At 36.2% G+C, this 24135-nt stretch carries 19 protein-coding genes; 7 read left to right on the top strand and 12 right to left on the bottom strand.

Annotation, left to right across the window (positions count from 1 at the left end):
* The 3 genes from prwr041_RS12525 to prwr041_RS12515 form a co-directional block, all read right to left on the bottom strand.
* A complete protein-coding gene (locus tag prwr041_RS12525) occupies window positions 1-1014 on the bottom strand; it encodes a GGGtGRT protein (RefSeq protein ID WP_207154130.1) in 1014 nt (337 codons plus the stop codon).
* An 11-nt stretch (window positions 1015-1025) separates the two neighbouring features.
* A complete protein-coding gene (locus tag prwr041_RS12520) occupies window positions 1026-1727 on the bottom strand; it encodes an iron-sulfur cluster assembly scaffold protein (protein ID WP_207154129.1) in 702 nt (233 codons plus the stop codon).
* 193 nt (window positions 1728-1920) lie between these two features.
* Window positions 1921-4446 carry an ATP-dependent Clp protease ATP-binding subunit gene (locus prwr041_RS12515; RefSeq protein WP_207154128.1) on the bottom strand — a complete coding sequence of 842 codons (2526 nt, stop codon included), beginning with the start codon at window positions 4444-4446 and terminating at the stop codon, window positions 1921-1923.
* 249 nt (window positions 4447-4695) lie between these two features.
* Between prwr041_RS12515 and prwr041_RS12510 the strand changes: the two genes are divergently transcribed.
* On the top strand, window positions 4696-5367 hold the full coding sequence (locus prwr041_RS12510) for a DnaJ domain-containing protein (protein WP_207154127.1): 672 nt from the start codon (window positions 4696-4698) through the stop codon (window positions 5365-5367).
* Between the two features lie 190 nt (window positions 5368-5557).
* On the opposite strand, the gene prwr041_RS12505 is transcribed toward prwr041_RS12510, so the two are convergent.
* The 6 genes from prwr041_RS12505 to prwr041_RS12480 all read right to left on the bottom strand — a co-directional run bounded on the left by prwr041_RS12505 (window position 5558) and on the right by prwr041_RS12480 (window position 11965).
* Window positions 5558-6592, bottom strand: coding sequence for a zinc ribbon domain-containing protein (locus prwr041_RS12505; protein WP_207154126.1), 1035 nt, complete (start codon window positions 6590-6592; stop codon window positions 5558-5560).
* Window positions 6593-6617: 25 nt separating this feature from the next.
* Window positions 6618-7319, bottom strand: coding sequence for a glycoside hydrolase family 25 protein (locus prwr041_RS12500; protein ID WP_207154125.1), 702 nt, complete (start codon window positions 7317-7319; stop codon window positions 6618-6620).
* A 56-nt stretch (window positions 7320-7375) separates the two neighbouring features.
* Entirely contained in the window at window positions 7376-8071 is a 696-nt protein-coding gene (locus tag prwr041_RS12495) for a hypothetical protein (RefSeq protein WP_207154124.1), read from the bottom strand.
* A gap of 12 nt (window positions 8072-8083) precedes the next feature.
* A complete protein-coding gene (locus tag prwr041_RS12490; RefSeq protein ID WP_394370823.1) occupies window positions 8084-9313 on the bottom strand; it encodes a Na+/H+ antiporter NhaC family protein in 1230 nt (409 codons plus the stop codon).
* Between the two features lie 76 nt (window positions 9314-9389).
* Entirely contained in the window at window positions 9390-10886 is a 1497-nt protein-coding gene (locus tag prwr041_RS12485) for a UxaA family hydrolase (RefSeq protein WP_207154122.1), read from the bottom strand.
* Window positions 10887-10900: 14 nt separating this feature from the next.
* Window positions 10901-11965, bottom strand: coding sequence for a LacI family DNA-binding transcriptional regulator (locus prwr041_RS12480; RefSeq protein ID WP_207154121.1), 1065 nt, complete (start codon window positions 11963-11965; stop codon window positions 10901-10903).
* 247 nt (window positions 11966-12212) lie between these two features.
* Here prwr041_RS12480 and prwr041_RS12475 point away from each other — a divergent pair, with 247 nt between their 5' ends.
* From prwr041_RS12475 to prwr041_RS12460, 4 genes are read left to right on the top strand one after another with little or no spacing between them, the layout of a single operon-like run.
* The gene (locus prwr041_RS12475) at window positions 12213-13235 is read left to right on the top strand and encodes a sugar kinase (protein WP_018462255.1); all 1023 of its coding nucleotides are present in this window, start codon (window positions 12213-12215) and stop codon (window positions 13233-13235) included.
* A gap of 25 nt (window positions 13236-13260) precedes the next feature.
* On the top strand, window positions 13261-13932 hold the full coding sequence (locus prwr041_RS12470; protein ID WP_207154120.1) for a bifunctional 4-hydroxy-2-oxoglutarate aldolase/2-dehydro-3-deoxy-phosphogluconate aldolase: 672 nt from the start codon (window positions 13261-13263) through the stop codon (window positions 13930-13932).
* A gap of 25 nt (window positions 13933-13957) precedes the next feature.
* Entirely contained in the window at window positions 13958-17392 is a 3435-nt protein-coding gene (locus prwr041_RS12465; protein ID WP_207154119.1) for a sensor histidine kinase, read from the top strand.
* Window positions 17393-17398: 6 nt separating this feature from the next.
* Window positions 17399-18124, top strand: coding sequence for a DUF5932 domain-containing protein (locus tag prwr041_RS12460; RefSeq protein ID WP_207154118.1), 726 nt, complete (start codon window positions 17399-17401; stop codon window positions 18122-18124).
* Between the two features lie 587 nt (window positions 18125-18711).
* Here prwr041_RS12460 and abc-f read toward each other — a convergent pair.
* Together abc-f and yihA are read right to left on the bottom strand one after the other, a co-directional pair.
* Window positions 18712-20487, bottom strand: coding sequence for a ribosomal protection-like ABC-F family protein (gene abc-f / locus prwr041_RS12455; RefSeq protein WP_207154117.1), 1776 nt, complete (start codon window positions 20485-20487; stop codon window positions 18712-18714).
* On the bottom strand, window positions 20488-21084 hold the full coding sequence (yihA, locus tag prwr041_RS12450) for a ribosome biogenesis GTP-binding protein YihA/YsxC (protein WP_207154116.1): 597 nt from the start codon (window positions 21082-21084) through the stop codon (window positions 20488-20490).
* 68 nt (window positions 21085-21152) lie between these two features.
* Here yihA and prwr041_RS12445 point away from each other — a divergent pair, with 68 nt between their 5' ends.
* Window positions 21153-22136 carry a Gfo/Idh/MocA family protein gene (locus prwr041_RS12445; protein WP_207154115.1) on the top strand — a complete coding sequence of 328 codons (984 nt, stop codon included), beginning with the start codon at window positions 21153-21155 and terminating at the stop codon, window positions 22134-22136.
* Window positions 22137-22144: 8 nt separating this feature from the next.
* Window positions 22145-23287, top strand: a complete 1143-nt coding sequence (locus tag prwr041_RS12440) for a DUF4421 domain-containing protein (protein ID WP_207154114.1) — start codon at window positions 22145-22147, stop codon at window positions 23285-23287.
* A gap of 3 nt (window positions 23288-23290) precedes the next feature.
* Here the strand turns inward: prwr041_RS12440 and prwr041_RS12435 are convergent, their stop codons facing one another.
* Window positions 23291-24133: an N-acetylmuramoyl-L-alanine amidase-like domain-containing protein gene (locus prwr041_RS12435; RefSeq protein ID WP_207155687.1), complete on the bottom strand. Its 843-nt coding sequence runs from the start codon at window positions 24131-24133 to the stop codon at window positions 23291-23293.
* Window positions 24134-24135: the final 2 nt, after the last annotated feature.

Raw genomic sequence — 24135 nt, 5'->3', positions numbered from 1 at the left:
TTACTTCTTGTTCATAGCAAGGTCAAGAGCAACGGCAATAGCTACAGTTGCACCAACCATTGGGTTGTTACCCATACCGAGGAATCCCATCATTTCAACGTGAGCTGGAACAGATGAAGAACCTGCGAACTGAGCATCAGAGTGCATACGACCCATAGTATCTGTCATACCATAAGAAGCAGGACCTGCTGCCATGTTGTCTGGGTGAAGAGTACGACCTGTACCACCACCTGAAGCTACAGAGAAATAAGGCTTGCCTGCAGCAAGACGCTCTTTCTTGTAAGTTCCGGCTACTGGATGCTGGAAACGTGTTGGGTTTGTAGAGTTACCGGTGATAGAAACATCAACGTTCTCTTTCCAAAGAATAGCAACACCTTCACGTACATCGTCAGCACCATAGCACTTAACCTTAGCACGAGCACCATCAGAATAAGCGATTTCCTTAACTACCTTAACTTCGCTAGTATAGTAATCAAACTTTGTCTGTACGTAAGTGAAACCATTGATACGGCTAATGATCATAGCTGCATCTTTACCAAGACCGTTAAGAATGACACGCAAAGGCTTTACACGAACCTTATTTGCCATTTCTGCAATCTTGATAGCACCTTCAGCTGCTGCGAAAGACTCGTGACCAGCCAAGAATGCGAAACATTCTGTCTCTTCACGAAGAAGACGAGCTGCAAGGTTACCATGACCAAGACCAACCTTACGGTCGTCAGCAACAGAACCCTTGATACAGAAACTCTGAAGACCAAGACCAATTGCCTCAGCAGCCTCAGCAGCATTCTTTACACCTTTCTTAACAGCGATTGCTGTACCACAAACGTAAGCCCACTTCGCATTCTCGAAGCAGATACGCTGTGTATCCTCACACATCTGATAAGGATCAACACCAGCTTTTTCGCAAATTTCATTAGCCTCTTCGATACTATTAATACCGTTTTCCTTAAGAGTTGCAAGCACACTGTCTATACGGCGCTCCTGGCTTTCAAAAATTACTTTTCTTATCATATTGTATCTCCTTATTCTTTACGTGGATCAATAGCTTTAACAACACCCTGCTCAGCTGTAGTACGGCCATAAGAACCTGTGAACTTCTTAACTGCTTCGTTAGCGTCCACGCCATTCTTGATAGCTTCCATCATCTTGCCTAGTTGAACATACTCGTAACCACAAACCTGACTGTCCTTATCCAAGAACTGCTTTGTGATATAACCCTCTGTCAACTCTAGGTAACGAGTACCCTTAGCTACTGTACCGTAAAGTGTACCAGTCTGGCTACGAAGACCTTTACCAAGATCCTCAAGACCTGCACCGATAACAAGACCGCCCTCAGAGAATGCACTCTGGCTACGACCGTATACAATCTGCAAGAAAAGTTCGCGCATTGCTGTGTTGATAGCATCACAAACCAAGTCGGTATTAAGAGCTTCAAGAATAGTCTTTCCAGGAAGAATTTCTGATGCCATAGCAGCAGAGTGTGTCATACCTGTACAACCTATTGTCTCAACAAGAGCTTCCTGAATAATACCATCTTTGATATTCAAAGATAGCTTACAAGCACCCTGCTGAGGAGCACACCAACCCACACCGTGAGTATAACCAGAGATGTCTTTAATCTCTTTAGCCTGAATCCATTTTCCTTCTTCAGGAATTGGGGCTGGACCATGATTTGGGCCCTTTGCAACAACACACATGTTGTCGACTTCTTTAGAATAAATCATATTCACTAAATTGATTATTAAATATGTATAATAGAATTTCTATTGAGTTTGACCGCAAAATTACAAAAAAATGAGGAAAAATACCTATTTCTTGGTATGCTTTTTCCTCATTTAATGTTTTTTTTATTCAGTACTTTATTGATAACGCATTATAAATACGCTTTGCAAAGTGGAGTTTGCATTTCTACAAAGACTATTTGAATGTCAACTCATCCTTGTTTGGATTTTTGCCGATATTTATAGTGTCTCCCTCCTTAATATCACCGCTTAGAATACGCTCACATACGCCGTCTTCAATATAGTTTTGAATAGCACGCTTCAATGGACGAGCACCAAATTGCACATCGTATCCTTTGGTCGCAACAAATTCCTTTGCCTTATCTGTTATAGACAATTTATAACCTAAAGACTCAATGCGAGCAAAAAGTTCTTTGAGCTCTATATCTATGATCTTTTTTATTGCTGTCAGATCCAACTGATCGAATGTTACAATCTCATCAAGACGGTTGAGAAATTCAGGAGCAAACTGTTTGCTAAGACTTTTTTGAATGATGCTACGTGCATATTCTTTATCTTTGTCATTAATGCTTAAACCTAGAGTTCCACCAGCATTAAAACCAACACCACGACCAAATTCTTTTAGTTGGCGAGTTCCTGAATTGGATGTCATTATGATAACAGTATTTCTGAAATCAACTAAACGACCGTTGCCATCTGTAAGTCTACCTTCGTCAAGGACTTGAAGTAACATGTTAAACACATTACCATGAGCCTTCTCGATTTCATCTAGCAATACAATAGAGTAGGGATGTCTACGTACTTTTTCAGTCAACTGTCCGCCTTGCTCATACCCTACATATCCCGGAGGTGCACCAACAAGACGAGACGTATTGAAACTTTCAGAATATTCACTCATATCTATACGTATCAATGCATCAGAAGAGCCAAACATATAATTTGCCAACTGCTTTGCCAAATATGTTTTACCGACACCGGTAGGGCCTAGAAACATGAAAACTCCGATAGGATGATTTGGATCTTTAATTCCAACACGATTTCTTTGAATGGCTTTTACCATTTTTTCTATAGCCTTATCCTGTGCAATAACATTTTCAGTCAGCACATTAGCCATATTCTTCAGTCGTATATTTTCTTTTTCTGCAATTCTTTGCACAGGTATACCTGCCATTGTAGAAACAACATCAGCAACATCGGTATCGGTGACAAGATGTCTGTCTCCATTCTCGCCCTTACTCCATTTTTCATTCAGATCTTTTATCTCAGCTTCCAGTTTTGACTGATAGTCACGATATCCAGCAGCAAGTTCAAAGTTCTGATTTTTAACAGCTACATTCTTCTTGATTATAGTTTCCTCTAGTTCTTTCTGTTTGTCAGTGATGTCTGTCGGAACTTCTGCATGCTGCAAATGGATATGTGAACCAACCTCATCAAGAGCATCAATAGCCTTGTCTGGGAAATATCTATCAGTGATATATCTTTCTGTCAGATTGACACATGCCTTTAAAGCCTCGTCAGTATATGTCACATGGTGATGTTCTTCATATCTGTCTTTTATATTTTTCAATATAGACAATGTTTCATCTGCGGATGTGGCTTCTACCAATACTTTCTGGAATCGACGCTCAAGAGCTCCATCTTTTTCAATACTCTGTCGGTATTCATCAAGTGTGGTTGCTCCAATACATTGAATAACGCCTCTAGCCAAAGCTGGTTTCATTATATTTGCAGCGTCCATACTTCCAGGTGTACTTCCTGCACCGATTATAGTATGTATTTCATCAATAAATACAATTATGTCGCTATTTCGCTCAAGTTCTTTTATAAGATCACGTATACGTTCCTCAAACTGTCCACGATACTTTGTTCCAGCAACAATCGCTGTCATGTTGAGATTTACCACGCGTTTATTAAAGAGTATTGGTGATGTCTTATGCTGAACAATAAGTTGAGCAAGACCTTCTACAATAGCACTTTTGCCAACACCTGGTTCACCTATTAAAATAGGGTTATTTTTCTTGCGGCGACAAAGTATTTCTGTTACACGCTGTATTTCCCTCTCACGCCCTACAACTACATCAAGTTTGCCGTCAAGAGCAGCTTGTGTAAGGTCGGTTGAAAAATTATCAAGTATAGGTGTTTTACTGCTGTTATTCTTTACTTTTAAGGATTCTGCCTGACGTCCCCCTGAAGGACTGGCATCAAACTCATCTTCATCATCTTCATCAGGTAGCTCAAGCCCATTCTGCACGGGTGAATTACTTTTTTGAACCTGCAAGTATGATAGTGTATCTTCGTAATTCATGTTGTTTAATTCTAATATTTCCTTGGCACCATTGTTAACCTGATCATGCAATATCGCCAATATTAAATGTTGCACGTCAACCATCTGTGTATGTTGCAATCTAGCCTCAAGCACAGCAAGCTTCAAGATGTTACTTGCTTGCTCATTCAGTACAAGTTCTGAAGTGATTATCGGTTCAGAGAGTTCATCTTCACGAACTTTCTTCTCAAGCTCAAACTTTACGCTTTGCTCGTCAATATTCATTCGTTTAAACAAATTCTGCAACGGATTTTCCTTTTCACGCAATATGCCAAGCACCAGATGCTCTGGACCTACATATCGACTTGCGAGGCGTGTCGCTTCCTCCCGGCTAAATGCCAGTATTTCGGAAACCTTTGGTGAAAATTGACTTGTCATATTTAAATCTCCTTTTATCCTTTAATTAACTCCCCTATTGCAAATGTAATTGTTTTGTGGCTAATCTCAAAACTTTTACAACAATATTATACTGTAACAAATAGAGAAATTACAATTTAAAACTTCAACTATATTTCTTTTTGCAGATATAGTGCAAAGTGCGTGCCAAAAAAATAAGAGAACAAACACATTCGGCATGATTTTTGCATATTAGTTTTACAAAAACAATATATAATTGGAGGACATTTTATGGCATTTATAGATTATTACAAGATTTTAGGTGTTGATAGGAATATACCTCAAAAAGACGTACGCGCTGCTTACAGGAAGCGCGCAAAGCTTTTTCACCCAGACTTACATCCAAATGACCCGAAAGCTAAGGCTAAGTTTCAAGCTTTAAATGAGGCATACGATGTGATAGGAGATAGTGACAAAAGAGCTAAATATGATAAATTTGGAGAACAGTGGAAACAAGCTGACCAATATAATAATGCCGGTAGTGGATTCCAGTCTAGTGGAAATCCGTTTGAAGGCTTTGACTTCGGTAGCTTCGGACAAAATGGAGGAGGATTCTCTAGTTTCTTCAAGGACTTATTTGGCGGTGGTGGATTCCGCAATGCAGATAAGTTTAGTTCTGCCGGTAGACATCAGGACAGTGGACAGATGGAAGCTAAGGTTAGCATTGATATTTATACGGCATTGTTAGGTGGAGAGATTATCATCCAACTAAACAATAATCAAAAGATTAAACTTAAAGTAAAACCTGAAACACAGAATGGCACAAAAGTCAGAGTGCGGGGCAGAGGTTATAGCCGTGGTGATGGAACTTATGGTGATTTGATTATTGTCTATAATGTGAAATTGCCAACTGGTTTAAGTCAAAGGCAAAAAGAGCTGTTGCGACAAATGAAAGATGCCTAATCTGAATTTGTAGATATAGAATAATTGCTGACAAGTTTTTCTTTTCGTATAAACCAAACAACATAAAATTTGCGTATGTTTATATAAATAATAAGGGAGGTAATAATTTTACCTCCCTTATTGTTGTTAATTAATTCACAACTACTAATTCCTCATTAAGTAGTTAGATGTAAAAGCATCATTAAAAATACTATTCAATGATCTTAGTCATATTGAATGAGCTAATTCTGTCATTAGGACTAACTTTTGCACTTATACGGAATTTAGACTTACCATTCTTTGAAGCATCATTAAACTCCTTGCTTTGAATAGCAGAGAATGTTACGGTGTATTCGTACTCACCATCACCAACTTCCTTCTTGTCTATTTTGTAATCGTTATTAATATGCCAATTCATATTTGTCATATCGTCTTTCCAGATTTTATTCAAGAAAGTTACAACATCACTCTTTGTAGCGTCAGTCTTTCCAAGGAAAGATGTAAGTAGTCCTTCGCATGTACTCATAAGAGCTTGCTCATCACGAGAGTTAATGCTTTGGAAGAAATTGCGGAATAGACCATTAATGATAACACGCTCTTCAGGTTGTACTGTATTTGCGTTAAGATTCTTAATCCCATCTTTAGCCTCATCAACATGTTCTCCATTAGGATGATCTTCAAGATACTTGTTATAAGCATCATTTGTATTTGTTGTAGAAACAAGCGTCCAATCTATTGAATCAATTTTATGTTCAGCGACAGCCTTATAAGGAGAGTCTGGATGCTTATCCAAATAATCCTGTAAAGCAGACTTTGAATCACTTACAAGTGCATTAGTCCAATCTTTATCAACTTGTTGAAGGCTATTAAGGTGATTCTGTATACTATCAATATGCTCCTCAGGGGCATCAGTATAAGTATCAAGATATGACTGAAGAACTGCAGGGTCTGTACTCTTCATTGCATATTCATAAGCTTCTTGTTCCTTACTTGTCTGTGCATCATGATAAAAATAGAATACAACACCACATGTAATTAAAGCAATAACAAAACTTACGATAAGAACTCTGCTAATTCCCTTCTTTGGCTTTGGATTTTCACTTTTAGGAGTATTGGTATTTTCCTTGATATTTTGCTGTGGTACATTCAGGTTTACCTTACCTGCGATTTCAACTCCACAGTTAGGGCATGTCGGTGCTTTGTCACTGACTGGGTGCCCGCATTCTGGACATTTTATAATAGCCATATAATTAATATATTTAAAGTTTGTTTTAATGTCTGAATTTTATCTCGCGCAGACCATGTCGTCCCATGAAACGGCTTTTGTCCACAAATCCATTTACACCATTTATTCTACCTTTACCAGTATATTGCCACATTATGAAGTCACGATCATCACTTAATTCCGGTTCACGTTTTGTATATTGCGCAATCATCAGTTTGTAGCCATTTACATTTCCTAACAAATAATGGTTGTAGAAATTAGCAAAAGTGTATAATAAAGGTTTCTGTCTGTAAGCCTTCTCAACCATATCTAGAAATTTGAACAAAGAATCACAAAACTCTTCTGTTCCCATTCCACTTTTAGTTTCAATATCAATCATTGGAATTAAATCTTGTTCAGAAGGTCTGCATTGAGTCATAAAATTCAATAACTGACTGTTCAAGTCTGCCTTTGGTCTGAAAAAGTGATACGATCCTACCTTTAATCCGTATTTATGAGCCAGCTCTATGTTTCGCTCATATTTATCATCTATTTTGCTTCCACCTTCCGTTGCCTTTAGGTAAACATAAGCCATTTTAGAATTATCTCCAACAGTCTCCCAAAATACATTCCCCTGATAATGACTTAAATCTATGCCATGTACATGTGTGCATGTATCTTCACATTGAACATAGTTTTGAGCATTAGCACCAACGGTTGTAGATATTGATAATAACAAGTATAGATATATTTTTTTAAACATTTCCATAAATGCAAAAGTACAGTAAAAGACTTTAACTGCAAAATAAATTAATGTTATTTTGCTTATTCTTCTATTTCAGACAGGCTATGAGAGAAATTAGATATGAAATTACTCGTCGTTTCTATTGGGGCATAATCGACATATCTAAGGCTACGACGCAAATTTTTTCTAAGCACTTTTTGGTTATTGTGCACAAAAACACGATTTCCTTGTCTAAAATGCCAATCTTCTGTGTCTTTTTCGACATTTTCTATTGACTTTAGTGTGTAAAGCACAGCGCTCTTCTCCTGTTGCTTTACAAATGGTAGTTCTTTGGCTTCAAATCCAAACAAGCTTATTAAAATACTTCCTTGAAGCTGTGCAAATCTTGAAATATGTAATTTAGACAGCCAATGGTCAAGTTTTACAAAATCAACACTATCACCTCGTGTTCTTATATATTGTCCCAATTGGATGATACCCCTTACAGGAATACCATGATTCATAGTAGCATTTACATTACTAGCAATAATTCTTAATAAGTAAATTGTCTCTATAGACATATCAATAGCATGACGTTCTTCCTCCTGAATATTCTTTAATCGTGCTTTCAAAATAGGATTTGACATAGTTACTTCTCCAGCGGGCATTTCTGCTATATTTTTCATCAAGCCCATTAGTTTCTTCATCTTAAACTTAGACATAGGTTCAAGAGATTCTTTGGTGGAGAAGTTATCAATTCTCAATTTTGCAAATAGGTTTCGGTGTATAATGTTCATAACTATAATTTATTAAGAATATTTTTTTGGATATCTAAAAATAATGGCCAAAATAGCTGCTAATCCAATTGCGACAGGGTAATATAGATATGGTACAATTTGCATAGGATTAAGATTTGCTAATCCCGCAGCAAGAAGTATCTGAACACCATACGGGATAAGGCCTTGAATGCAACAAGAGAAGGTATCTAATATACTTGCAACTTTTCTGTTATCTACGCCAAAACGATCGCCGATTTTCTTGGATATGCCTCCCACAGTTAATATAGCAACAGTATTATTGGCTGTACATAAATTCACGAAAGAGACTAGTGCTGCAATAGAAAATTCAGCACCTCTTTTACCAGATATCTTATTGGTTATCTTTTCTATTATATAATCAATTCCGCCATTTTCTTTTATGATTTCAAGCATTCCACCAGCTAACATCGCGATTATAACAAGCTCACCCATACTCAATATTCCATCGCCCATAGCACTCAACCAACCATAAACATTATAGTCACCATCAAAAATGCCTATAATACCACATAAGAATAAGCCTATTGTTAAAACACCCATTACGTTAATACCCATTACTGCTATTACCAAAACAGCTATATAAGGTATTACTTTCAAATATTCTACTTGCCCTACATCTGCCGGCGCATTGAAATCAGCTCCCATAAAAGCATATATAGCCAAAACTATTATTGCCGCTGGTGCTACAATAATAGCATTGACCTTGAACTTGTCAGACATATTGCAATTCTGAGTCTGCGTCGCCACGACTGTAGTGTCGGAAATAAAAGAAAGATTATCACCAAAGTATGCTCCACCAACAACAATTGCAGTAATTAACGGAACATTAGAACCGGTGGAATGGGCAATTCCAGCAGCTATTGGCACTAATGCGACAACTGTTCCAACACTTGTACCTATAGATATTGAGATAAAGCATGCTGCCAAAAATAAGCCTGGTAAGACTAAACTTGCCGGTAAAAAATTGAGAGCCATATTAACAGTAGCATCAATAGCTCCCATACTTTTTGCAGAAGCTGCAAACGCTCCCGCTAGTACATATATCCAAAGCATGAGCATCAGATTGCTAGCACCAGCACCTTTACTAAATGTATCAATCCTCTTTTTTACAGGAATGCCGCCAGAAATAATTACAGCATAAATGCTGGAAATCATGAAAGCTACACTTAGTGACAGATTTGGTTTTTTGTCTGTCTTATCTACTGAATAGATAGTAAACATTACGATGAATACTATCAAAACAAATAAAGGCGATAGTGCCAGTAACCCTTTTTTATTGCTCAATTGTTGTTTTTATTTATAAAGTAACACCATTCTTGAATATAGAGATTTCTCTGTATTCATTAATTTCATTTCTAACAAGCTCTCCACTAGCTACAGAAATAACTTTGTCAATAAACTTATTAAGAACATCTTTCATATCGCTACCTTCAATAAGTTCACCTGCATTGAAATCAATCCAATTTGGCTTGTTGTTAAATAGGGTAGAGTTTGTGCTTATCTTCATCGTTGGAACGAATGTACCAAATGGGGTGCCACGTCCTGTTGTAAATAACACTAATTGACAACCTGCAGAAGCTAAAGCTGTAGATGCAACTAAGTCATTTCCTGGAGCTGAAAGTAAATTTAGTCCATCATCACATAAACGATCACCATATTCCAATACTCCGTTTACTTTAGCACGACCACATTTCTGTGTACATCCCAAAGCCTTGTCTTCCAATGTTGAAATTCCACCAGCTTTATTACCTGGTGAAGGATTTTCACCAACTGGTTCACCATGACTGATAAAATATTCCTTGAAGTTATTAATTAAACTAACTGTCTTGTTAAACAACTCGGGAGTTTTACATCTGTTCATCAATATAGTCTCAGCTCCAAACATTTCAGGAACCTCCGTCAGAACACTTGTCCCTCCCTGTGCAACCAACCAGTCAGACAATTCTCCAACAAGTGGATTAGCTGTTATACCGCTAAAGCCATCACTTCCACCGCATTTAAGTCCGATTCGCAACTTACTAAGTGGTACATCCTCACGTTTATCATCCTTAGCCAAAGAGTAGAGGTCTCTCAATATCTTCATGCCCTCTTCAACTTCGTCACCCTTCACCTTTTGAGTAACAAGAAGTTTAATGCGGTCTTTGTCATAATCACCAAGCATTTCCATGAAAGCGTCAGGTTGGTTGTTTTCACAGCCTAATGAAAGAACCAATACGCCACCTGTATTTGGGTGCAGACAAATATCACGCAATATCTTACGAGTATTCTCATGATCGTCACTTAATTGTGAACAACCATAATTATGATGCCATGCATGTATAGCATCAATGCCTTCTAATTTAGTTTCTTGTTTTAATTTGTCAACCAATTTTTCAGCAACTCCATTTACGCATCCTACAGTAGGTACAATCCATATTTCATTTCTTGTTCCTACTTCGCCATTTTTACGTATATATCCCTTAAATTTTTTGTTCTCGTTTTTTATATTAAGATCCTCATTAACAGGCGAATATGTATACTCTAAAGTACCAGCTAAATTCGTCTTCAAGTTATTCTCATTTACCCATTCTCCAGCTTTTAAATTGACTTTAGCATGACCAATAGGATAACCGTATTTGATAATATCAACACCCTCATCAGTATCACGAATTAGGATTTTATGACCAGATGGGGTATCTTGCAATATGGTGATATCCTCACCGTCAACATTAATAATCTCTCCTTTTTGAAGAGGTCTAAGACAGACAACAACAGAGTCAGCCTTATTAATTTTCAGTACAGTAGTTTGTTTCATTTGTTATGTAGTATTTATAATTGAGTTCTACGATAGAAGTCAACATTTTCTTTCAACAATAATTCTATAGGCATATAGTTTACAGGTTGCACTTTTTTCTTCAACACAATGGCTTTAAAAAGAGCCTCAACGCAACTATATCCTTGTTGGTATGCATGCTGTGCTATTAGGAACGAAATACTACCTTGTCTTAGACACTCTGCATTTTTTCCAACCATATCATATCCCATAATTTGAACATCACGTCTATTTGTTCTAAGTAAGAACTCACCAACAATATGAGCTTTCGAATTCAGCGTTATGCAATGATGCAACTGTGGATGCTCATTAAAGAAGTCATCAAGAATAGTATCATATTCTGTCTTACTACTATCAAGTGGTAAATTAACCTCTAATATTTTGATATCTGGGAAGTGATCTCTCATGTAATGCCTGAAGCCAACTTCACGGTTAGCCTGCTGCTTACTAACAACCCTACCTGATTTCATCTGCTTCATGATCATAATTTCTGTATCATTTGCAGCAACCATCATCATAATTTTTGCAGCAAAATATCCACTACTGAAAGAATCTTGACCATAAAAAGAGAGCGGCAATAGGTCTGGCATATAAGAGTCAAGCATTATAAAAGGAATATTAGACTCATGCAACTTATCAGTAAATTGACGAGTAATATCTAGTTCCGCAGGAACAACTATCACACCATCAGGATTATTAGCAAGACATTCTTCGCTTTTTTCAGTAAAAGACTCATCGCTAAATCTTTCATAATACATTATTCTGACATCAATATTGAAGTCACGCCTTGACTCCATAGCCTTATTGGCACCTTCTTCTATTTCTTCCCAATAAGTTTCCTGTTCATGATTTGGAATGAAAAGATAGAAAGTATACGATTTGTTGTATGCTAATGCACTAGCATACATATTAGGCTGATAGTTCATCTCCTTGAGAGCTTTCTCAACTTTTTCTCTAGCTGGAGGTGACACATTAGGACGATTGTGCAGAACACGGTCTACTGTTCCGACAGAGACTCCCGCCATTTCGGCGATGTCTTTAATTCTTATTTTTTCAGTCATAGTCTTAAGTAATAACCGCAAACGCATTATACCTTAATATTATAAGGGCTGTGTGCGCCCACGAGTAGGTGTTATTGTTGGCAAATATAGTAATAAATATTGAATTGTGCGTGCGCACAACCATTTATTTTAGCTAAAAGCTCATTTTTTTTTCATTTTATTTTCTAAATTGCAAAATTATAGTTATTTTTGCGATGACAAACAAGTTATAATTAATCTATAACAAACAATTAAATTTAAGATTAAAATGGGTAAAATCGTTACATTAGGTGAGATTATGCTTCGCCTTTCACCTGAAGGCAATTATCGTTTCGTCCAGACTGATTCTTTCAGAATTATACCTGGAGGCGGTGAGGCCAATGTTGCTGTTAGTTTAGCTAATTATGGTCATGATACATATTTCGTATCAAAACTTCCAAAGCACGAAATCGGTCAGATTGCAGTAAATGCACTTCGTCGCTATGGAGTTAATACAGATTTTATTGCAAGAGGTGGTGATAGGGTAGGTCTTTACTATGCAGAAACTGGAGCCAGCATGCGCCCTTCTAAAGTTATTTACGACAGAGCCAACAGTGCCATTGCTGAAGCCGAAACATCTGATTTTGATTTTGATGCTATTATGGAAGGTGCAGATTGGTTTCATTGGAGCGGTATCACACCAGCCATAAGTGATAAAGCTGCAGAACTAACTAAATTAGCATGTGAAGCTGCTAAGCGTCATAATGTAACGGTATCTGTAGACTTGAATTTCAGGAAGAAATTATGGACTTCAGAAAAGGCTATATCTGTAATGAAACCTCTTATGAAATATGTTGATGTTTGTATTGGCAATGAAGAGGACGCACAACTTTGTCTTGGTTTCAAACCAGATGCAGATGTAGAAGGTGGAAAGACTGATGCAGAGGGATACTATGGTATTTTCAAGGGAATGATGAAAGAATTTGGATTCAAGTATGTTGTTTCTACACTTCGTGAAAGTCTGTCTGCTACTCATAATGGTTGGAAAGCCTTGATTTACGATGGCAAAGAATTCTATCAAAGCAAACATTATGACATTAATCCAATTATAGATCGTGTTGGCGGTGGTGATTCGTTCTCTGGAGGTTTGATTCATGGAATGCTAACATATAAGGATCAAGCCAAGGCTTTGGAATTCGCAGTTGCAGCAAGTGCGCTGAAGCATACTATACCTGGAGATTTCAATCAGGTATCTTTGGCAGAAGTTGAAAGTCTTGCTGGCGGAAATGCTAATGGACGTGTTCAGCGCTAAACTAAGAACTTATAACAAAAAAATAATGGCAAAATTTAATAAAGTACAAGTTATTTGCGCTATGAAAGAAACTGGTATGGTTCCAGTATTCTACAATAGCGATATCGATATATGTAAAAACGTAATAAAGGCTTGTTACGAAGGTGGTGTTCGTGTTTTCGAATTCACTAATCGTGGCGATTTCGCACATGAGATATTTGGTGAGTTAGTGAAATGGGCATCAAAGGATTGTCCAGAACTTATCCTTGGTGCTGGCACCGTTCTTGATGCTGCAACAGCAGCATTATATATGCAACTTGGTGCAAACTTCATTGTTGGACCAAACTTTAATCCAGAAATAGCACCAGTATGTAACCGTCGCCTAGTTCCTTATTCTCCAGGTTGCGGAAGCGTAAGCGAAATGAGTAATGCTCAAGCTGCAGGATGTGATGTGACAAAGGTATTCCCAGCAGGTAATGTTGGTGGTCCTTCATTTGTAAAGAATGTACTGGGGCCACTACGTTGGAGCAATATCATGGTTACAGGAGCTGTATCTCCAGATGAGGAGAATCTTACATCATGGATTAAAGCTGGTGTGCTTTGTGTGGGCATGGGATCTAAATTGTTCCCAAAAGAAACCATTGCATCAGGAAACTGGCAAGCCATAACAGACAAATGTAAAGAATCTTTAGGATATATTGCAAAAGCAAGAAATTAAATATAACATTATAAAAGGCTTCTTAATGCTTATATGCATAGGAAGCCTTTTCTGTTTTTCAGCATGTTCACCATCAAATAAGGATGAGGTAGATTTGCTGAATACAAAATCTTACGCCTTTCATTACAGAAATCTAGACTCAACATATACTTACGCACGAAAAGCTTTTTTACTTTCAGACGGCTATCCTGAAGGCAAAGCTGAAGCTTTGAATAATTTAGCTTTCGTCAGTACGATTCGTATGAATTACAGCGGAGCGTACAAACTACTAAAAAACATCGCAGGTTATACAGACAATCAAATTGAGTTACTAATTGCAGATGTTCAATGCATGCGTCTTTGCCAAAGACAGTCACGTAATAAGGACTTTTATTCATATCGTGAAAATGCATTGCGCAAAATGAGACGAATTGATGAAGAAAAGAAAGAATTGACAGATCGCCAAATAATGCGTCTGACTTATGCTACTACTGAATTTCATATTATCAATTCAACTTATTTCTACTATGTAGGATTAAAAAATCAATCTGCAGATGCTCTGAAGAAAATTGATCCATTCGGCCCGATACAAAAAGATACGGCACAATTATTATCATATTTTTATAATATAGGATCAGGAGGAATTATAACAAAAGGTACTAGTAAGAACATCAGCCAAGAAGAATTTGACTATTTAATGCGCTGTTATATTCTTTCAAAAAGATATCATTATCCATTTTGGGAAGCTAACTCTATGCAAGCAATAAGTGAACATCTTCAAGAACCTGAAATGAGAAAATATCTTATTGCAAATAATCTTCCAGATATTAAATACGTCAACACAGATTACATGCCGGATTCTCTTTTGGCAGGAAATTTGGCTCAACGTTCTTTAAATATTTTTATTAAATATGGTGATGTTTACCAAATTGCCGGTTCATATAGAACACTTGCTCAATGTTATTGGCAGATAAAAGATTATAATTCGGCCATCACCTGCCTTAATAATGCATTATATGTAAATCCAATTATTGAAAGAGCCCCGGATTTAGTATCTTCTATTAGAGAACAATTGTCGCTAGCATATTCTGCTATTGATAATAAGTCATTAAGTGATTACAATAGAAACATATACCTTGATATACAGGAAAAGACACGCCAAGATAGATTATTAGAAGCTCGTGCTGAGCAATTGGATAAATCTTCTTCAACACTGAATATAATGATTTTAGCTGTTGTAATGATGATTATCCTTGTGCTAGTTTTATTATTCATATTTGACAGAATGCGCCAAAAAAGTGATAAGAATTTTTCTATTAGCAGCCTACTTAAACCGTTACGACAATGGCAATATGATGAAGAACAAAGTATCAAACAGCGCAAAGAAACCTATGAGGATATCTCAGAAAAAATTCAAATTGAGAATTTACACCTTTCAAACAACAATAAACGTAATCTTGAACAACGCGCTAAAATATCATTAGTAAACAGTATTTTGCCATTTATTAATAGAATAATTAATGAGATAAAATGCCTTGAATCTCGTGACGAGTCTGAAGAAATACGCAAATATAGATATACATATATAAGCGAATTAACAGATAAAATTATTGACTACAATAATATCCTTACACATTGGATACAACTCCGCCAAGGTCAACTTAGCATGCATATTGAAAGTTTTAGATTGCAATCGTTGTTTGACATTGTCGGTAACGGAAGTATGGGATTCAGTCTAAAAGGAATTGATTTAATCATCAAACCAACGGAAGCTATCGTTAAAGCAGATAAAACCCTAACTCTGTTTATGATTAACACTCTTGCCGATAATGCCAGAAAGTTTACACCGCCAACAGGAAAGGTTATTATAGCTGGTGAAGAACACGATGAATATGTAGAAATATCAATACTTGATACAGGGGAAGGTATGACAGAGGATGAGATTGCTCATATTTTTGAACATAAGACAATTATTGATGAGAAATTGGAAGATGGTCAAAAGGCAGAAATGTCACATGGTTTTGGATTGATGAATTGCAAAGGTATAATTGAGAGATATCACAAAATCAGTCAAATATTTTCAGTTTGCTCTATTTATGCTGAGAGCAAGAAAGGGCAGGGGAGCCGCTTCGCATTCAGACTTCCTAAAGGTATCATGCGTACATTATTACTAATTAGTATATGTTTTAGTTCACTATCTTCCTTCGCTGCTAAAGACGTGAATCTTGCTGTTGCTGAAAAATATGCTGACAGTGCATATTATAGTAATATAAAAAGGACTTATCCGAAAACATTGATATATTCTAACTTATGCAGACATTACTTAAATAAATATTACAAATCAAAATATATCAATGGAAGAGATACCATGAAATATATTGGCAGTGAGACTCTTCCTGCTGAAATAGCATGGTTTCGATCACATCTTAAGACTAGTTATGACGTGATTCTAGATATAAGAAACGAAACTGCAGTAGCAGCATTAGCTTTGCATTTATGGGATGTATATCATTATAACAATAGATTATATACACAACTATTCCGAGAACGCTCTGCAGATAATACTCTAGGAGAATATGTAATAGTGATGCAAAAATCAGAAAACAACAAAAATGTTGCGATAATATTACTCATAATAATGCTCGTATCTATATTCCCTGCTTATTATTTTCTGTATTATCGACATAGACTTTACTATAGATTATGTCTGGAGAAAGTCAATAATATAAATAATGTTCTGCTTTCTGATATAGATTCTTCTAATAAACTAGACAAGATCATTAAGATATGGAACGACGCAAATAAACTTTTAAAAGCTTCTGATTCGCAGTTGAACGATGTTGTTAAAAAGATAGAAAGCGCATTGCTAATAAGTCTTGAGGAAGACAAAAAACAGACTGTTAGTACAGAGGCCGCTGTTGACGAACTACGCAAGCTAGAGTACGAGAATGAGCGTTTGCATATCAGTAATAATGTTCTTGATAATTGTCTTTCAACCTTGAAACATGAGACAATGTATTATCCTTCAAGAATACGACAACTTGTAGACTCTCAAGAAGACAACCTCAATGCGATAAGTGAGACTGCAAACTATTACAGACAGTTATACACACTACTGAGTTTACAAGCCATGAGGCAGCTTGATGCTAACATTAAAATTGACGAAGCACTAATAAAATATCTATTCGATCTGTTAAAAAAACTTAGTGGTGAAAAAACAATTGAAAAAAATATATTAACTAGGGACAATAACTACGTTAGTATAAAGATTACATTGCCATCTTTGCAACTTGACGCTAAACAATGTGCAGAATTGTTTACGCCAGCATCTGTTAATATTGAATACATGATATGTCGACAGATTGTGAGAGAAATTGGAGAAGCTACTAATTTGCGTGGTTGTGGAATACAGGCTGCAAATAACGTATCCAGTGGAGTAGACATTGAGTTAAAACTCCCCTCTAAACTAAACATTATATAAAAGTATATGGATAATTTTAAAATCATAATTGTTGAGGATGTACCTCTTGAACTAAAAGGTACAGAAGGTATTATTCGTAATGATATTCCTGAAGCTCAGATTATCGGTACGGCTGAAAATGAGGCAACTTACTGGAAGCTTCTAAAAGTACAAATGCCAGATTTGGTTCTTTTGGATTTAGGATTAGGTGGAAGTACGACTGTTGGCGTTGAAATTTGCCGACACACAAAAGAAACTTATCCCAACATAAAGGTTCTTATTTTCACAGGTGAAATACTTAACGAAAAGCTCTGGGTTGATGTTCTGGACGCAGGATGTGATGGTATTATTCTAAAAAGCGGCGAACTTCTTACTAGGGGGGATGTTTCTAGCGTAATGAACGGTAAAAAACTCGTTTTTAATCAGCCAATACTTGAAAAGATTGTTTCAAAATTCATGGAAAGTGTGAAAAATCAAATCATGAGACAAGAAGCATTTGTTGATTATGAAATTGATGAATACGATGAACGTTTTCTACGCCACCTTGCACTTGGATATACAAAAGAGCAAATAACAAACTTACGTGGAATGCCTTTTGGAGTGAAAAGTTTGGAAAAACGCCAAAACGAATTGGTACAGAAATTATTTCCAAATGGCAATGGTAAGGTTGGTGTGAATGCGACTCGTCTTGTTGTTCGTGCAATTGAATTAAGAATTATAGATATAGACAATATTTACCCTGATGAGGAATAATCGTTTATTAAAAATAATAAGTTATTCTGCAGTAGTACTGGCATCATGCCAGGTATTACTAATTCTGATTTCGTGGTTCATAACTGCTGCGATACCAGATTTAAACATGCATTCTCTATTAAGCAGTGAAGGCATAAGATGGTTTATGGGGCAATTCACATATAACATCGCATCTCCAATCTTAGCGTTGATTACAGTAGTTAGCATTGCTTACGGATGCTTGGTTATATCAGGACTGCTAACAATTAAACGACATATGGATATAAGACAAAGATTGGCTATACGTCTTGTATCATTAGAGGTTTTAATTTTTATAGTCGCCATATTACTTTTGACAATAGTTCCACATGCTGTGCTATTAAATATAGACGGACATATATTAAGCATTAACTTTCTTATATGCATGATATCTTATATAGCATTTGCAATATTAGTAATATCTGCGACATATTCAATATCAGTAGGACGAATTACTTCTATATCAAGTCTGTTTACGGTTATGTGTGAAGGCATAAAAAAAGCGGCTCCAATATATATAATTTATATTCTCGCCGCTCAATTATATTATTCTATTTTATTTGTATTTTTTAGCTGAGTTCGGATAATTCAAGCCAGCGCATTCCTTTTTCATCAAGCTCATCTTTTATGATTGGCAAGCGCTTACTCTTTTCTGTCAGTTCATCCACGCTAAGAGTACCAGAACAAAGTTCTTCTTCCAACAGCTTTTGTTCATTCTCCAGCTGTTCAATCTCTTCGCCAAGACGTTTGAATTCCATGTTTTCCTTGAAACTCATTTTACGCTTAGTAACATTGTGATAATCTGATTTTTGCTCTTTATTTTTGTTTTCAGCCTTATCATCTTCTTTAGCTTTCAGACCTTCCCATTCTCTATATTGAGTATAGTTTCCCGGAAAATCCTTAACCACGCCATTGCCTTTAAAAACTAGTAAATGATCAACAGCCTTATCCATAAAATATCTATCATGACTCACAACAATGACACATCCTGGAAAGTCTTGAAGATATTCTTCAAATATTTGCAAAGTCTGAATATCAAGATCGTTTGTTGGCTCATCCAAGACTAAGAAGTTTGGATTTGTCATAAGAACTTCACACAAATACAGTTTTCTTCTTTCACCACCACTAAGTTTATACACATAATTATATTGCTGTTCGGGTGTAAACATGAAATATTGCAAGAATTGGCTCGCAGTCATGTGACGTCCTTTACCTAGATCTATATCTTCAGCTATATCTGTGATGACATCAATTACTTTTTGCTGATCATCAAATTTCATTCCTTGTTGCGAGAAATATCCAAATCTCACCGTCTCACCAATATCAAATTTTCCACTATCTGGTTTTACCTCACCAAGAAGCATCTTTATAAATGTAGATTTGCCGGTACCATTATTACCAACAATTCCCATTTTTTCAAATCGTGCGAAATTGTAATAAAAGTCCTTAAGAATTACTTCATTCTCATTCCATGCCTTGCTTACATATTGACATTCAAAAATCTTTGAGCCAATATAAACATTGCCAGCTTTTAATCTCATTTGTCGGTCTTCGATGCGCTGTTTGGCTTTAGCCTGTAAATCATCAAAAGCATCTTCACGATATTTCGCTTTATGCCCACGAGCTTGCGGCATCCTTCTCATCCATTCCAATTCACTTCTATAAAGATTATTGGCTCTGGCTATTTCGCTCCTAGTATTATCGATTCTCTCTTGTCTTTTTTCAAGATAATAGCTATAATTTCCACGGTATATGTAAATCTGCTCATTATCTAATTCCAATATCGTATTGCATACTCTGTCAAGAAAAAATCGGTCATGGGTAACCATTAGCAACGTTTTGTTACCTCTATTTAGATATCCTTCCAACCATTCAATCATTTCAAGATCCAAATGGTTAGTAGGTTCATCCATAATAATGAAATTCGGTTCAGTGATGAGCACATTTGCTAAGGCAACACGCTTTTGTTGACCTCCGCTGAGCTGTCCCATCGGTTGCTCGAAATTCTTAATTTTTAATTGTGTGAGAATCTGCTTGTATTTAATTATTCTTTCTTCAGAATTATCATGATTAAAACAAGCTTCAAGTACACTCTCATCATGATTGAATTTAGGACTCTGCTCCAAATAACCAATCTTAATGTCATTCTTATAGATGATACTTCCTGAATCCTTACCTTCTTTATCTGTCAATATTGACAACAGGGTAGACTTGCCTGTTCCATTTTTTGCAACAAGTCCTACCTTCTGACCCTCGCTTACAGAAAATGATATATTATCAAACAACACTTGCGAGCCAAAACTCTTTGTCAAATTCTGTACGTCAAGATATGGTATTTGTGCCATTTATAAATTTTTATTTATTCCGTCAATGTAATCAAGTACTTCATCTCTTCCATTTTTCTTTTCAGAAGATGTTATGAAATATGGCGGAAGACTTTCCCATCTGTCTTTCAATTTATTCATCCAATCCTGGGCGTTCTGTCTTGCCTTTCCTGGTCCCAACTTATCTGACTTTGTAAATACTATAGTAAAAGGCACATTACTTTCACCAAGCCAGTCAATAAACTCACGATCTATTTTTTGCTGTTCATGTCTTACATCAATAAGTACAAAAACATTAACTAATTGTTCACGTTGCAATATATATGACGAAATCATTTTTTCCAATCTCTGCTTTATAGATTTTGAATGTTTTGCAAATCCGTACCCTGGCAAGTCAACAATATACCATTCATTATTAATAATAAAATGGTTTATCAGTAATGTCTTTCCTGGAGTAGATGACGTCTTCGCAAGTTTTTTGTTGTTGCAAAGCATGTTTATTAGGCTTGATTTTCCGACATTTGATCTTCCGATAAATGCGTATTCAGGCTTATCATCCGTTGGACATTTACTCACCAAAGGTGCTGATATTACAAATTCTGATTTCTTTATTTCCATATTGGGATTCATTTTTGTTTGCAAAGATAATAAAAAATATTATCTTTGCATCTTAAATAGCATTATATATGAAGTTAATAAGTTGGGGATTTATTGGTTGTGGTGAGGTTACCGAGAAAAAATCGGGGCCAGCTTTCAATGAAGTTGATGGTTCACATGTCGAAGCTGTCATGAGTCGCAGTGAGTCTAAAGCTCGTTCTTATGCAGAGAGGCATAATATACCGAAATGGTATACTGATGCACAAGAGCTAGTGGATGATCCAAACATAAATGCTATCTACATTGCTACACCTCCTTCAAGTCATGCTACATTTGCTATAATGGCTATGAAAGCAGGAAAACCTGTATATGTAGAAAAGCCACTTGCTGCCAGCTATGAGGATTGTGCGCGTATAAACAGAATTAGCGAACAGACAGGTGTACCATGTTTCGTAGCATATTATCGCCGCTATTTACCATATTTTAAACGTGTAAGGGATATTATCAATAATGGAATAATAGGTGAAGTAACGAATGTACAGGTTAGATTCTCTGTTCCACCACGCTATTTAGACTATAATAGTCATGAGACACTTCCTTGGCGTTTACAGCCAGATATTGCGGGAGGCGGATACTTTTATGACTTAGCTCCTCACCAATTAGACATTCTTCAAGATTTATTCGGAGTAATTACCCGTGCTCATGGCTATTGCGCAAATCGTGCCCATTTATATAAAGCTGAAGATACTATTAGTGCATGCTTCTTGTTTGAGAGCGGTCTACCAGGTTGTGGATCATGGTGTTTTGTAGGGCATCAAAGTGCAAAAGAAGATTGCATTGAAATAATAGGAGACAAAGGTTCAGTGTCTTTTTCCGTATTCAATTATGACCCTATTAGATTGGTTACAAGTGATGGAAATATGAATATTGTTGTTCCTAATCCTCCTTATGTTCAATTACCTATTATAAAATCTGTGATAGAAGACCTTCAGGGCTTTGGGGCGTGCACATGTACAAGTGTTAGTGCAACTCCTGTGAATTGGGTTATGGATAGAATATTAGGAAAACTATAAACCATATTTTGGCTTTGAGAAAATATATATTTATATTTGCTTTCTTCATTCTGCAAGTCCAACAAGTTTATGCCGCCAACAGCGGCGATAACTTCTCCGACTCAATTGTTTCAGACAGTACGCAACTGCCTGCAAAAAAATGTGGAAAGCATTTAAAGAATAGTTTTCTCGATCGTCTTTATGATATAGCAAAAGATTTTTCTCGCATAGACACTAATTATATTGAACCACAACATTATAATTATGCTTTTATGCTTCAAAACACCAACACCTATGAGATATATAGGCTTCAAACCGGTAAAAATATGACGGTGACGTTTAAGCCAGATTTGAATGTGAAGTTTGGACCATATTTTGGATGGCGTTGGATTTTTCTTGGTTATACTCTGGACGTATCACATATAGGCGGTTCAAACAACAAACACGAATTTGATGTAAGCCTTTATAGCAATCAAATAGGATTAGATGTATTTTATAGAACATCAGGGAACGACTATCACATTAGCAATTTGACTCTTGATAAAAAAAATGACACAAGAAATATTGAGGGTGCATCTTTTAGTGGCTTGAAATCAAGTATAAGAGGATTTAATCTTTATTACATAACAAATCATCATAAGTTCTCATATCCAGCTGCATATAGTCAAAGCACATGCCAGCGCATTAGTGCAGGTTCACTGCTCTTCGGTATTGGATATACTAGTCAAAAGCTAAGTGTTGATTGGGAGGCTTTGGCCGAAACCATGAATAAATATCTTGGCAAAGAAATAACAGAATCCGTTTTCGATAGTTCTCTTGTTAAAGGTGAAGTTAATTACGATGATTTATCATTGCAATTTGGATATGGATATAATTGGGTTTTTGCAAGAAACTTTCTTTTTAATGCATCACTTTCATTGGCGTTAGCATATAAACATTCAAGTGGAGATTCTGACCATAAGAGTTTTACCTTCCGTGATTTCAATTTTGACAATTTCAATATCGACGGAGTTGCACGTTTTGGAATCGTTTGGAATAATACAAAATGGTATATAGGATCAAGCGCCATCCTACACGCATATAACTACCACAAATCGAATTTCTACACTAACAGCGTATTTGGAAGTCTGAATTTTTATATAGGATTCAATTTCGGACACAAGAAAAGCTAATACTTATCTTACTCTTATAACTCTTATTCCTATTTGCGATGGATGCTGTTTCATATAATCATGCAGCGTCATTGATTCTTCAACTACATTTTTTCTAATCTGACTTGCATTTAGCAGATGCAGTCCGTCATTATGCCATACTGCAATACCAATATGACTTGTATCAAGTCCAGCCTTTGATGTCAATATGGCTATGATATTACCATCCTTAATTATGTTTCTACACAAATTTGTATTAGAAATCATGTTCTTAGGAATATATCTATATCTTTTACCAGAAAGTTCTTTTTCCATAACACTAATACTTCTAATCCATTCAGGATGTTCCATCAGCATAGGATAACTTTCAACATGATTTGTCATATAGTTTGTATTCACTGTCTGAATAGCTGTGAAAGGTGAACTGTTCTTTTGAACTTCTGTAACAAAGCCATTCCTTGCATTATTAGCTATCCAATTAGAAAAATAGTGTAGGCGAGAGGTATATTCAATATTACCTCTATCATATCTTATCTTTTGAAGATTTCGGCAAAAGTCGTTAAAACTAACCGATGATTTCTTTATGCATAGTGTCAATGCTAATACATTTTCTACGTATGTAGTACAATCTAATTGTCGTAAGTTTACAATCAACTGTTCTGTAGGATTTACTTCCAATGTCTTTGCTACATAAGGCACACCTTTAAGTCTTCGTGCAAAATAAATCATCATATTGGTGTTCTTATTTTGGCGTAATCCTTCTGCAAGCAATTTTGTAACTCTTATGCTATCTGCCTTTGTATAGCTTACAGCATTTAATTGACAAGCAAAAAGAAGCAAGAATAAGCCAACGATAACTTTTTTCATCA

This window comes from Prevotella herbatica (assembly GCF_017347605.1).
Lineage (GTDB): Bacteria > Bacteroidota > Bacteroidia > Bacteroidales > Bacteroidaceae > Prevotella > Prevotella herbatica.
This window is presented reverse-complemented; position numbering and strand designations above follow the sequence as displayed.

Coding starts and splice junctions, on each gene's coding strand:
- prwr041_RS12525 (WP_207154130.1), bottom strand. CDS start 1,014: ATGATAAGAAAAGTAATTTTTGAAAGCCAGGAGCGCCGTATAGACAGT.
- prwr041_RS12520 (WP_207154129.1), bottom strand. CDS start 1,727: ATGATTTATTCTAAAGAAGTCGACAACATGTGTGTTGTTGCAAAGGGC.
- prwr041_RS12515 (WP_207154128.1), bottom strand. CDS start 4,446: ATGACAAGTCAATTTTCACCAAAGGTTTCCGAAATACTGGCATTTAGC.
- prwr041_RS12510 (WP_207154127.1), top strand. CDS start 4,696: ATGGCATTTATAGATTATTACAAGATTTTAGGTGTTGATAGGAATATA.
- prwr041_RS12505 (WP_207154126.1), bottom strand. CDS start 6,592: ATGGCTATTATAAAATGTCCAGAATGCGGGCACCCAGTCAGTGACAAA.
- prwr041_RS12500 (WP_207154125.1), bottom strand. CDS start 7,319: ATGGAAATGTTTAAAAAAATATATCTATACTTGTTATTATCAATATCT.
- prwr041_RS12495 (WP_207154124.1), bottom strand. CDS start 8,071: ATGAACATTATACACCGAAACCTATTTGCAAAATTGAGAATTGATAAC.
- prwr041_RS12490 (WP_394370823.1), bottom strand. CDS start 9,313: ATGTTTACTATCTATTCAGTAGATAAGACAGACAAAAAACCAAATCTG.
- prwr041_RS12485 (WP_207154122.1), bottom strand. CDS start 10,886: ATGAAACAAACTACTGTACTGAAAATTAATAAGGCTGACTCTGTTGTT.
- prwr041_RS12480 (WP_207154121.1), bottom strand. CDS start 11,965: ATGACTGAAAAAATAAGAATTAAAGACATCGCCGAAATGGCGGGAGTC.
- prwr041_RS12475 (WP_018462255.1), top strand. CDS start 12,213: ATGGGTAAAATCGTTACATTAGGTGAGATTATGCTTCGCCTTTCACCT.
- prwr041_RS12470 (WP_207154120.1), top strand. CDS start 13,261: ATGGCAAAATTTAATAAAGTACAAGTTATTTGCGCTATGAAAGAAACT.
- prwr041_RS12465 (WP_207154119.1), top strand. CDS start 13,958: ATGCTTATATGCATAGGAAGCCTTTTCTGTTTTTCAGCATGTTCACCA.
- prwr041_RS12460 (WP_207154118.1), top strand. CDS start 17,399: ATGGATAATTTTAAAATCATAATTGTTGAGGATGTACCTCTTGAACTA.
- abc-f (WP_207154117.1), bottom strand. CDS start 20,487: ATGGCACAAATACCATATCTTGACGTACAGAATTTGACAAAGAGTTTT.
- yihA (WP_207154116.1), bottom strand. CDS start 21,084: ATGGAAATAAAGAAATCAGAATTTGTAATATCAGCACCTTTGGTGAGT.
- prwr041_RS12445 (WP_207154115.1), top strand. CDS start 21,153: ATGAAGTTAATAAGTTGGGGATTTATTGGTTGTGGTGAGGTTACCGAG.
- prwr041_RS12435 (WP_207155687.1), bottom strand. CDS start 24,133: ATGAAAAAAGTTATCGTTGGCTTATTCTTGCTTCTTTTTGCTTGTCAA.